Below are 10,581 nucleotides of genomic sequence, written 5' to 3' on the forward strand. Positions count from 1 at the left end.
CCGTTACCTCGGCTCGGTGAAGCGCTTCGACATATTCGGCCTCCGTTGGCCCACAGTCCGCCGTCATCCCGTCAGAAATCTTCGCCGAATGCTAGACCACGCACGTAGATTCTGTATAGAGTGCGCGTCGAAGCGCTTCGACAACGCGGTCGAAGAGGAGGTCGGCCGTCCACCGAGCGCAACGATCCCGTCAACATCGGGCCACGGCTCGTTCGAACCGGCCCACGCGAGGCGCCGACGGGGTTGAGTGCCATCGATACCGACAACCGTGCGTCGGGGCGGGCCAAGCGCTTCGGCGAACTCCTCGGATAGGACGGCTCCGCGATGCTCATTTCCTCCATCCCGTTCGCCCCCGCCGGGCTCGAGCTCGTGATCAAACAGATGTTCAACCACGTCATGCAGGCGGAGGCCGGCATCTACGAGGGCGGGGCCAGCCTGGCCCAGATCTCGCACCTGCGGGATGTGGCCCGGCGCTCGGGCTCCACCTGGATCGCCGAAGTCGGATTCAACGTGGGCTACTCCACGCTCGCGTTCCTGGAGAGCTCCGCGGAGGCGAAGGTGGTCTCCTTCGAACTCGACCTGCGTCCGTGCGTGCGACTGGCCAAGGAGTTCATCGACGAGCGCTACCCCGGCCGGCACGAGCTGGTGGTCGGCGACTCGCAGGTGACAGTGCCCGGATTCGCCGACGCCGGACGGGCCGGAGTCCAGGGCTTCGACCTGATCTTCATCGACGGCAGCCACATGTACGACGTGGTCTCCAACGACCTGCGCAACTGCCGGCGGATCGGCGCGCACCGGGCCACCGTCGTGCTCGACGACCTGACACCCTGGTACCTCTGGGGCGCCGGGCCCACCCGCGCGTGGCACGAGGCGGTCGAGTCCGGCCTGGTCGAGTCACTCGAGTACGTGGTGGACGGCCGGATCGTCGACCACATCGAGGGACCGGCCGACCGCGCCTGGGCCGTGGGCCGCTTCCGCTGACGGCCGCGCCCGCGCCCGCCCGGGCTCAGGACCGCTGTGATTCGGGGCGCCACGCGTCGATCCGGGCCGCGATCGGCTCCGTCACCGGGTAGGGCCGCTCCGCCGGAAGCAGCGCCGCGGCGGCGGCCTCGCCCTCGTCCCGGAGCGTCCGGTGCACCTCGCGGGCCGTCTCCGAGACGTCGGTGATCTCCAGGATCCAGTTCTCGCAGTAGCGCCGGACCGCGTCCCCGCTCAGCCCGATCTGGATCGAGCGATGCGGCAACGGCCGCGCCCGCAGGTCGCGTTCCGGGTCCCACTGGATCCGCACCGGCGCGGACAGGGTCTCGCGCCAGGCCTGCCGGTCGGCGTGCAGATCCCGGTCGAAGTGGGCGAAGGTGCTGTGCGCGAGCGCCCACTCGAAGCCGGGCCGCGAGATCCGCAGCGCCAGCACGTGCTCCTGGCCGGGCTTCTCGGCCCAGCCGCAGCGGTACATCATCCACAGGAACGACGGCTTGATCCAGGTCATCCGCTCCCGCTTGAACGTCCCGGTGAACCGGCCGTGGCGGACGGCGGGCACCGCGATCTGCGGCCCGTAGGCCTGGTAGACCGTGATCGAGTCCTCGTCGTACACGGCCCTGATCTGCCTGCGCGGCAGGGCCGCCGTGGTCGTGGTGTTGGTCGTGGTGTTGGTCGTGGCGTCGGTCGTGATGGCGGTCGTCGTCGTGGTCGTCGAGTCCTGCATTGCTTCCTCCCCCTGGCCTGGTTCTCGAGCGGCGATCCCGCTCAGCTCGGCGCGCAGTCCTGGAACGCGGCGAGCGCGCTCGCGTCGTAGAGCACGAACAGGACCTCGCGCACCTCGGTCTCGGTGGCGGACACGGTGGCCAGCGCGATCCTGGCGGCGTCGGCCATCGGCCAGCCGAAGATGCCGGTCGAGATCGCCGGGAACGCCACCGTCCGCGCGCCGAGCTCGTCCGCGACCCGCAGGGCATTGCGATGGCAGTCGGCGAGCAGCTCCGAGCGGTCCTCGGTGCGCGAGTAGACCGGCCCCACGGTGTGGATGACCCAGCGCGCGGGCAGCCGTCCGGCTCCGGTGGCCACCGCCTGCCCGGTCCGCAGGCCGCCGCCGTAGTGCCCGGCGCGCAGCCTCCGGCACTGCGCCAGGATCTCCGGCCCGCCCGCGCGGTGGATGGCGCCGTCCACCCCGCCCCCGCCGAGCAGCGAGGAGTTCGCCGCGTTCACGATCGCGTCCGCGCTCGTACGGGTCAGGTCCCCCTGGATCAGCGTGATCGACGCTCGTGCCATGGCAGAAGGCTACGTCGCCCGCCCCGCGCCGTCCTGCGGATATTCGGCGCGAGCCCGAGGCGTGGCATGATCGGTGCCCGTGAGAGCAGTGGTACAGCGCGTCACCTCGGCCAGCGTGCAGGTCGGGGGCGAGACCGTGGGCGCGATCGAGAAGCCCGGCCTGTGCGTCCTGGTCGGCGTCACGCACGAGGACACCCGGGCGAGCGCGGTCCGGCTCGCCGAGAAGCTGTGGACGCTGCGGATCCTGCCGCAGGAGCGTTCCTGCGCCGACCTCGACGCGCCGCTGCTGCTCGTCTCCCAGTTCACCCTCTACGGCGACGCGCGCAAGGGCCGCCGTCCGTCCTGGACCGCCGCCGCGCCGGGCCCCGTCGCCGAGCCGCTCTTCGACGCGGTGGTCACCGCGCTGCGCGAGCTCGGCGCGACCGTGGCCACGGGCGTGTTCGGCGCGGACATGAAGGTGGCGCTGACCAACGACGGACCGTTCACCGTCCTGCTCGAGCTGTAGCGACCCCGCCGTCAGGCCCCTCCGGGTGCTCGGGGTACCGTGCTAGGGCATGGTCCAGCTCTAGTGGAGGTCGAGGCGGATGGCGGTGCTGCCCGAAGCGGCCGGCCGGTGTCTGAGCGCGGGATGCGGTCCGGCGTCGCCGCTCACGATGAACCAGGTCTTCACCGGCTGGAAGTTCGATCCGGCGATGCTGGTCGTGCTGTTGCTCGGCGTGGCCGGCTACGTCTACGGCGTGCGCAGGTACCAACGCGAGGTGGGTCGCTGGCCGCTCGGCCGGACCCTGTGCTTCGTGATGGCCGCGCTGCTGTTCACGCTCGCCACGATGTCGTTCATCGGCTCGTACGCGCTGGTGCTGTTCTGGGTCAGGGCGCTGCAGAACGCGCTGCTGCTGATGACCGTGCCGCTCTTCCTGACCTGCTCGGCCCCGCTCACCCTGGCCACCACCGGCGAGGGCCGAGGCGCCGCGCTGGTACTGCGGATCATCGGCTCGAAGCCGCTGAAGGTGCTCACCTTCCCGGCCGTGGTCTCCGTCGTGCTGCTGGTCACCCCGTACCTGCTGTACTTCACCGGGTGGTATCAGGCCTCGCTGACGAACGCCTTCGTCGACGAGACGCTGCACCTCGAGCTGCTCGCCGTCGGCTTCCTGTACTTCTGGAGCCGGGTGCAGATCGACCCGGTGCCCAAGCGCTTCACCCACATGATCTCGGTGTGGATCAGCTTCGTCGAGGGCATCGGCGACGCGGGCGTGGCGATGGTCCTGTGGCTGGGCGGCAACCGGGTCGCCGGCTCCTACTACGCCTCGCTCAGCACCCTGCCGCACAGCGCGCTCTACGCCCCGCTCAGCCTCGGCGCCCACTCCGGCCTGGCCTGGAACCAGGCCATCGGCGGCGCGGTGTTCTGGATCGTGGGCGACCTGACCAGCATCCCGCTGCTCGCCGCCCTCTGGCGCGGCCTGCGCCGCGAGGACGACGAGCGCGCCGTGGTGGCCGAGGAGAGCCTGGAGGTCGTCGCGGTCGAGTACGCCCCCGGCGACGGCTCCGCCCAGGAACGCTTCCGCCCCTGGTGGGAGACCGACCCGGAGATGGCGGGCCGCTTCGGCCAGGTGGACTCCGAAGAGACTCCGGCCTGACCGGACCCGCCCGTCAATCCCGCCTCCCGACGGGATTCACGTCACGGCCCGGCAGTCTGCCCGGTCGAGGTGTCTGCCGCCGAAGTACCCATCGCCGGACTGGCCGCCGGAGCTCCCGGCGACTCCCCGCCTGCCGTTCCCGTGCTGGGCGCGGCTGACGAGGGCGCGGGTGCGGGCGCGGAGGTGCTCGGCGGCGGCGGGGGCGCGGCGGAACTCGGTGCCGCGCTGGTGCTCGAGGGCGGCGGCGTGGGCGTGGCGGAGTCCGGCTTCGGCAGCGGGTAGGCGCCGCGCTCGTAGACGTCCGTCACGTACACCGTCGCGCCACAGCTCGCCTGCAGGGTCACCGGCGAGGTCGGGCTCGTGGCCGTCACCAGGTAGCTGAGCTGGTACTCGCCCGCGTTCGCCGATCCCGCCGCCGTACCCGTGACGGCCGACGGCCCGCCGCCCGCCACACCCGCACCGCCGCCGCTGCCGGCGCTGCTGCCGGTCGGTCCGGCGCTGCTCGACGCGGCCGGGCAGGTGTCCGGAGCCCAGGCGAACTGGAAGTCATAACCCTGACCCGCGTGCAGCACCAGCACCGTCCCCCAGGTCGGCACCTGCGGCAGCTGCGAGCCGTCCGACGGGATGTGCTGGAGGATCACCACCGAGCTCGCCGCGTTCGCCGCCGCGTTGTCCACCTGCAGCACCGGCGGGCCGGCCACCGCGCAGGTGCGCATGGCGACGGCCTCGACGTGCCCGTAGGAGACGCCGCCGATCACCGTGTCCACCGAGGCCACGGTGGTCAGGTCGGTCGCACCGCACGCGCCGACGCCGGAGGCCACCAGCGCCGAGGGCGTGGCCGCGACGATGCCCGGGCCGATCGCCGGGCCCTTGAGCCCGCCCGTCGGCCGCACCGTGCGCACCTGGCCCGGGCCGTCGGCCGCGGGTGAAGTACTGCCCGACGCGGCGCCGCCGCCGTCCCCGCCGCCACCGCCGCCGCCGCCGAGACCGACCACGCCGGTGAGTACGGGCACGATGTCGAAGCTGTTGCCGGTGAGCACGCTGACCGCCATGGCCATGAACAGCACCCCGGCGCCGCCCGCCATCACGGTGCGCCGACGCGCCCTGGCCTTGGCCCTGCGCCGGATCCGGGTCAGCCCGGCCCGCGGCGGCCCGGCCGTGCCGATCGCCGCGACGCTGCGCTGCAGGGCCTGGGCGAGATCGCCCACGTCCAGCGCCGGCTCCGCCGCGACCCGCCGCCGCCCGCCGCGCGCCACCGGAACGTCGGCCGCGACCTGCTCGCGCGGCTCGCGCTGCGCGTCGGATCCGCCCGCCGCGCCCTCGGCACTGGCGCCGCCTCGCCCGGTCGCACCTCGCCCGGCCCGGCGGGTGCCCTCTGTCCGGGAGAACGCACCGCCCGACCCTCCGGAGCCACGCGGCGGCCCCTCGGACGCGCGCTCCTCGTTCATCGCTGCTCCTCCAGCCGGACCCGCAGGGCCTCGATACCCCGTGAGCCGTACGCCTTCACCGAACCGATCGAAAGGCCGAGGGCCGTGGCCACCTGAGCCTCCGTCATGTCCGAGTAGTAACGCAGTACCAGTACCTCGCGCTGCCGCCGCTGAAGCCCGCGCAGCGCCTGGATCAACGCGTCCTTCTCCAGCGCCGCGTAGGCGCCCTCCTCCGCGCTCGCCGCGTCCGGCATCGGCTTGGGCGCCAGCTTGAGGCCGAGCAGCCGGCGCCGCAGGGTCGAGCGCGAGAGGTTGACCACGGTCTGGCGCAGGTACGCGAGCAGCTTGTCCGCCTCGCGTACCCGGGCCCGGGCCCCGTGCACCCGGATGAACGCCTCCTGCACCACGTCCTCGCAGGACCCGAGGTCGTCGAGCAGCAGCGCGGCGAGGCGCAGCAGCGAGGTGTAGTGGCGCTGGTAGGTCTCGGTCAACAGATCGGTCGTCACATCGACGTCAGTCGCCACCGCACCTCCCGTCGGCGCCGGGCGTGGTCGTATGGCGAAGGGCGGTGACGGACAGAACCCTTCGGACGCGGACAGAGTCACGACAGTTAGACATATGGAACCCACCGACCGTTGTACCCCATTCGAGTGTTCTTGGGGATGGACTGGCGGGGGCTTTCACGAGTGCCAAGGATGTCATTCGGGTCCGCCCGCGTGCGCCCGTTCACGGAAAAACCCCCCTCAGGAGTGAACCTGAAGGGGGTTTTCAGCATCCTGACCGGCCTCGCACCGTACGACGCCGCACGCGTGCCGACGGACTGTCGGCGGCGCGGTGGCGCCGGCGCGACGCCGGGGGCCGACGCCTAACCGACCGTCAGCTCCGCCGCGATCAGCTCGGCGATCTGGGCGGTGTTGAGCGCGGCGCCCTTGCGCAGGTTGTCCCCGCACACGAACAGTTCGAGCTCGTTCGGCTCGTCCATCGACTGCCGGATCCGGCCCACCCAGGTCGGGTCGGTGCCGACCACGTCGTTGGGCGTGGGGAACTCGCCGTTGGCCGGGTCGTCGCACAGCACTATCCCGGGCGCGTCGCGCAGCACCGCACGGGCCTGGTCCGCGGTGATCTCACGTTCGAAGGTGGCGTGCACCACCAGCGAGTGCGTGGTGATCACCGGCACCCGCACGCAGGTGGCCGAGACCTTCAGGTCCGGCAGCCCGAGGATCTTGCGCGACTCGTTGCGCACCTTCAGCTCCTCGGAGGACCAGCCGGCGTCCTTGAGCGAGCCGGCCCACGGCACCACGTTGAGCGCCAGCGGAGCCGGGAACGGCCCGAGGTCGCCCACCGCGCGGCGCAGGTCGCCCGGGGCGGTGCCCAGGTTCGGGGTCGAGGAGACCTTGGTCAGCTGGTCCCGCAGGGTGTCGATGCCGGCCTGCCCGGCGCCGGAGGCGGCCTGGTAGGAGGCCACGACCAGCTTGGTCAGCCCGTACTCGGCGTGCAGGGCGCCCATCGCCACGATCATCGAGAGCGTGGTGCAGTTCGGGTTGGCGATGATCCCGCGCGGACGCTGGCGCGCCGCGGCCGGGTTGACCTCGGGCACCACCAGCGGCACGTCGGTGTCCATCCGGAACGCGCCGGAGTTGTCCACCACGACCGCGCCGCGCGCCGCCGCGACCGGGCCCCACTCGGCCGAGACCTCGTCGGGCACGTCGAACATGGCCACGTCCACGCCGTCGAAGGCCTCTGCGCTCAGCGCCACCACCGGGACCTGCTCGCCGCGCACGGTCAGCAGCTTGCCGGCCGAGCGGGCCGAGGCGATCAGCCGGATCTCGCCCCAGACGTTCTGCCGGGTGGAGAGGATCTCGAGCATCACGGTGCCGACGGCGCCGGTCGCCCCGACCACGGCCAGGGTGGGCAGCTTCTTCGAGTACTCACTCATCGTTATCGCCCCGTCCCGGCGTAGACCACGGCCTCGTCGTCCGCGTCGAGGTCGAATGCGGTGTGGATCGCGGTGACCGCGGGCTTGACGCTGTCCGCGCGGCAGACCACGGAGATGCGGATCTCGCTGGTGGAGATCATCTCCGCGTTCACCCCGGCCTGGGCCAGGGCCTCGAAGAAGGAGGCGGTCACGCCCGGGTGCGACTTCATGCCGGCGCCGATCAGCGAGACCTTGGCGATCTGGTCGTCGTAGGCCAGCGAGTCGAAGCCGATCCGCTCCTTGAGCTTGTCCAGCAGGTTCACCGCCTTCGCGCCGTCGGTCTTCGGCAGGGTGAAGGAGATGTCGGTCAGACCGGTCGAGGCGGCCGAGACGTTCTGCACCACCATGTCGATGTTGATCTCGGCGTCGGCCACGGCCCGGAAGATGCGGGCGGCCTCGCCCGGCTTGTCCGGGACACCGATGACCGTGATCTTGGCCTCGCTGGTGTCGTGGGCGACCCCGGCGATGATCGCCTGCTCCATCTCGGCTCCTTCGGGGGTGTTGCGGATCCAGGTGCCCTCCAGCGTGGAGAAGGAGGACCGTACGTGAATGGGGACGTCGAACCGGCGGGCGTACTCGACACAGCGCAGATGCAGGATCTTCGCGCCGGACGCGGCGAGTTCGAGCATCTCCTCGTACCGCACCGCCGCGAGCTTGCGTGCGGACGGGACCAGGCGCGGGTCGGCGGTGTAGACGCCGTCCACGTCGGTGTAGATCTCGCAGACCTCCGCGCCCATCGCCGCCGCCAGGGCCACCGCGGTGGTGTCCGATCCGCCGCGGCCGAGGGTGGTGATGTCCTTGGTGTCGTCCGAGACGCCCTGGAAGCCGGCCACGATCGCGATCGCGCCCTCTTCGAGCGCCTTGTGGATGCGGCCCGGCGTGACCCGGATGATCCGGGCCCTGTTGTGCACCCGGTCGGTGATGACCCCGGCCTGGGATCCGGTGAAGGAACGCGCCTCGACTCCGAGCGACCCGATCGCCATCGCCAGCAACGCCATCGAGATCCGCTCGCCGGAGGTCAGCAGCATGTCCAGTTCGCGGCCTTCCGGCAGCGGGGAGACCTGCTGGGCGAGGTCGATCAGCTCGTCGGTGGTGTCTCCCATGGCGGAGACGACGACCACGACCTCGTTTCCGGCGCGCTTGGCCGCGACGATGCGCTTGGCGACGCGCTTGATGCTTTCCGCATCGGCCACCGAGGAGCCACCGTACTTCTGTACGACAAGGCTCACCGTGAGCTCCAAACTCTCTCGTGCGCCCCTGGCCTACTGACCCGGCGGCGCCTCTCCCGGCCGCGCACGTCTACTGGCGTGCTCCGACGAACCGGGAGGCGGGCCCATCGTAGCCGCCCGGAGGCCGGGATGTCCCGTTCGTTCCGCCTGGTGAACGGCGCGGCGACGCACGGTGACCCGAGCCGTCCGCACCGTCGCACCGCGCCGCGCCGACCTGGGCGCGCAGGCCCGGTCGCGTCAGCCCGGTCGCGCCGCCCTACGATCCCTGCAGCCGGGAGCCGGCCACGATCGAGTGCAGCGCGCGCAGCGCCGCTGAGGCCGCGGGGCCCCAGCCGGACAGGTACGAGAACTGCCACCACCACAGCGCCTCGGTCTCCCGCCCGGCCCGGAAGTGGGTCAGGCCGTGGGCCAGGTCGGCGACGGTGGAGGCGAGGTCGTCCGAGATCCGCCGGGTCTCCACCTCGGTGGGCACCGCCAGCGGATCGAACACCTCGCGGTAGCTGTCGCAGGGGTCGAGCAGGAGCGCGAGCTGGTCGCGCAGATCGTCGAGGTCGGGGTCGGGCCCCGGGTCCTCCTCGAACCGCTCCTCCGGGATGACGTCCGCGATCGCGCCGAGCCTGCCGCCGGCCAGCAGCAGCTGGGAGACCTCGAGCAGCAGCATGGACACGGCGGAGGAGGCGGCCTCGCCCCGCGCCACCGCCCGTACCGCCACCAGGAAGGACTCCACCTGGTCGGCGATGGCGGAGGTGAACTCGGCCAGGTCGTCGTCCAGCGTTGCGATATCAGCCATCGATCTTCCTTCTTCCGGCGAACGCGCGGCCCAGGGTGACTTCATCGGCGTATTCGAGGTCCCCGCCCACCGGCAGCCCGGAGGCCAGCCGCGTCACCCGCAGGGTGCCGTCCGCGGTCAGCGGTCTGACCATGCGAGCCAGGAAACTGGCGGTGGCCTCGCCCTCCATATTGGGGTCGGTGGCCAGGATCAGCTCGGTCACCACGCCGTCGGCGAGCCGGGCCATGAGTTCGCGTACCCGCAATTCGTCCGGCCCGATCCCCTCGATCGGAGAGAGCGCGCCGCCGAGCACGTGGTAGCGGCCGCGGAACTCGCGGGTCTTCTCGATCGCGACGACGTCCTTGGCCTCCTCGACCACGCACAGCACGGTCCGGTCCCGGCGTTCGTCCAGGCAGATCCGGCAGCGCTCGCCGGCCGCCACGTTCCCGCAGACCTCGCAGAACCGCACCGTGTCCTTGACCCGCACCAATACCTCGGCCAGCCGCTTGACGTCCACCGGATCGGTCTGGAGCACGTGGAAGGCTATCCGCTGGGCGCTCTTGGGGCCCACGCCCGGCAGCCTGCCCAGCTCGTCGATCAGATCCTGGACTACGCCCTCGTACACGCTGCGCTCTCTTCCGGCTCTAGAAGCCCAGTGGGAACGAGGCGCCCGGGCCGCCGCCGAGGCCGCCGAAGCCGCCCTGGCCCAGCTGGGCGAGCGGGCCGAGCTTGTCCTGCTGGAGCGCCTCGGCCTGGGCGTTGGCGTCGCGGATGGCCGCGATGACCAGATCCGCCAGCGTCTCGGTGTCCGCGGGGTCGGCCGCCTCCGGCGCGATGCGCAGCCCGGTGAGCTCGCCGAGCCCGGTGACCGTGGCCTCGACCAGGCCGCCGCCGGCGGTGCCGGTCACGGAGCGCTCGGCCAGCTCGTGCTGCGCGGCCTCCATCTGCTGCTGCATCTGCTGCGCCTGCTGGAGCAGCGATCCCATGTCGAATCCGTCTGGCAACACCGTTGTGGCTCCCTCTTCCTTCCTGTGCCGGCCGCCGCGGGGCGGCGTCCGGTGTCTGCCTCGAGCGTACGGCGCCCGGGGCTTGTGCGGCTGCGGCGGGCCGGGCGGCCCGCCTCAGTCAGAGTCCTGTGTCTCCTCGAGCAGGTTGGCGCCCAGCTCGCGGATCAGCAGTTCGCGCACCGAGGGCGGCGCGGGGGCCACGGTGGCGGACCGGTCGTCCATCCGCACCAGGCCGGAGTCGAACGGATCCTCCTCCTCGGCCGGGGCCGGGGGCATGG

Annotated in this window: 12 protein-coding genes; 3 read left to right on the forward strand and 9 right to left on the reverse strand. The window is 71.9% G+C overall.

Annotated features, from left to right (window positions below):
* Positions 1-324: 324 nt before the first annotated feature.
* Entirely contained in the window at positions 325-981 is a 657-nt protein-coding gene (locus KDL01_RS15520; protein WP_212529199.1) for a class I SAM-dependent methyltransferase, read from the forward strand.
* A 25-nt stretch (positions 982-1,006) separates the two neighbouring features.
* Here the strand turns inward: KDL01_RS15520 and KDL01_RS15525 are convergent, their stop codons facing one another.
* Both KDL01_RS15525 and KDL01_RS15530 read right to left on the reverse strand, forming a co-directional pair.
* Positions 1,007-1,702, reverse strand: a complete 696-nt coding sequence (locus tag KDL01_RS15525) for a DUF4291 domain-containing protein (protein WP_212529200.1) — start codon at positions 1,700-1,702, stop codon at positions 1,007-1,009.
* A 41-nt stretch (positions 1,703-1,743) separates the two neighbouring features.
* Positions 1,744-2,262, reverse strand: a complete 519-nt coding sequence (locus tag KDL01_RS15530) for an O-acetyl-ADP-ribose deacetylase (RefSeq protein WP_212529201.1) — start codon at positions 2,260-2,262, stop codon at positions 1,744-1,746.
* A 79-nt stretch (positions 2,263-2,341) separates the two neighbouring features.
* On the opposite strand from KDL01_RS15530, the gene dtd reads away from it, so the two are divergent.
* Positions 2,342-2,767, forward strand: a complete 426-nt coding sequence (dtd, locus tag KDL01_RS15535; protein ID WP_212529202.1) for a D-aminoacyl-tRNA deacylase — start codon at positions 2,342-2,344, stop codon at positions 2,765-2,767.
* Between the two features lie 79 nt (positions 2,768-2,846).
* A complete protein-coding gene (locus KDL01_RS15540; RefSeq protein ID WP_212529203.1) occupies positions 2,847-3,896 on the forward strand; it encodes a cytochrome c oxidase assembly protein in 1,050 nt (349 codons plus the stop codon).
* Between the two features lie 41 nt (positions 3,897-3,937).
* On the opposite strand, the gene KDL01_RS15545 is transcribed toward KDL01_RS15540, so the two are convergent.
* The 7 genes from KDL01_RS15545 to KDL01_RS15575 form a co-directional block, all read right to left on the reverse strand.
* A complete protein-coding gene (locus KDL01_RS15545) occupies positions 3,938-5,344 on the reverse strand; it encodes a hypothetical protein (protein ID WP_212529204.1) in 1,407 nt (468 codons plus the stop codon).
* A complete protein-coding gene (locus tag KDL01_RS15550) occupies positions 5,341-5,880 on the reverse strand; it encodes a SigE family RNA polymerase sigma factor (protein ID WP_438801963.1) in 540 nt (179 codons plus the stop codon). Before KDL01_RS15550 ends, KDL01_RS15545 begins: the two co-directional genes overlap by 4 nt.
* Positions 5,881-6,188: 308 nt before the next feature.
* On the reverse strand, positions 6,189-7,259 hold the full coding sequence (locus tag KDL01_RS15555; protein ID WP_212529206.1) for an aspartate-semialdehyde dehydrogenase: 1,071 nt from the start codon (positions 7,257-7,259) through the stop codon (positions 6,189-6,191).
* Positions 7,260-7,261: 2 nt separating this feature from the next.
* A complete protein-coding gene (locus KDL01_RS15560; RefSeq protein ID WP_212529207.1) occupies positions 7,262-8,527 on the reverse strand; it encodes an aspartate kinase in 1,266 nt (421 codons plus the stop codon).
* A 256-nt stretch (positions 8,528-8,783) separates the two neighbouring features.
* Positions 8,784-9,317 carry a DUF5063 domain-containing protein gene (locus KDL01_RS15565; protein ID WP_212529208.1) on the reverse strand — a complete coding sequence of 178 codons (534 nt, stop codon included), beginning with the start codon at positions 9,315-9,317 and terminating at the stop codon, positions 8,784-8,786.
* Positions 9,310-9,921, reverse strand: coding sequence for a recombination mediator RecR (recR, locus tag KDL01_RS15570; protein WP_212529209.1), 612 nt, complete (start codon positions 9,919-9,921; stop codon positions 9,310-9,312). The genes KDL01_RS15565 and recR overlap by 8 nt, the downstream gene beginning before the upstream one ends.
* Before the next feature lie 19 nt (positions 9,922-9,940).
* Positions 9,941-10,282, reverse strand: a complete 342-nt coding sequence (locus KDL01_RS15575; protein WP_212529210.1) for a YbaB/EbfC family nucleoid-associated protein — start codon at positions 10,280-10,282, stop codon at positions 9,941-9,943.
* Between the last annotated feature and the right edge of the window lie 299 nt (positions 10,283-10,581).

The organism is Actinospica durhamensis (genome assembly GCF_018139695.1).
Lineage (GTDB): Bacteria > Actinomycetota > Actinomycetes > Streptomycetales > Catenulisporaceae > Actinospica > Actinospica durhamensis.

Bases quoted from the DNA above. Each gene is read 5' to 3' on its own strand.
- KDL01_RS15520 (WP_212529199.1), top strand. From the start codon at position 325: ATGCTCATTTCCTCCATCCCGTTCGCCCCCGCCGGGCTCGAGCTCGTG.
- KDL01_RS15525 (WP_212529200.1), bottom strand. From the start codon at position 1,702: ATGCAGGACTCGACGACCACGACGACGACCGCCATCACGACCGACGCC.
- KDL01_RS15530 (WP_212529201.1), bottom strand. From the start codon at position 2,262: ATGGCACGAGCGTCGATCACGCTGATCCAGGGGGACCTGACCCGTACG.
- KDL01_RS15540 (WP_212529203.1), top strand. From the start codon at position 2,847: ATGGCGGTGCTGCCCGAAGCGGCCGGCCGGTGTCTGAGCGCGGGATGC.
- KDL01_RS15545 (WP_212529204.1), bottom strand. From the start codon at position 5,344: ATGAACGAGGAGCGCGCGTCCGAGGGGCCGCCGCGTGGCTCCGGAGGG.
- KDL01_RS15555 (WP_212529206.1), bottom strand. From the start codon at position 7,259: ATGAGTGAGTACTCGAAGAAGCTGCCCACCCTGGCCGTGGTCGGGGCG.
- KDL01_RS15565 (WP_212529208.1), bottom strand. From the start codon at position 9,317: ATGGCTGATATCGCAACGCTGGACGACGACCTGGCCGAGTTCACCTCC.
- KDL01_RS15575 (WP_212529210.1), bottom strand. From the start codon at position 10,282: ATGGGATCGCTGCTCCAGCAGGCGCAGCAGATGCAGCAGCAGATGGAG.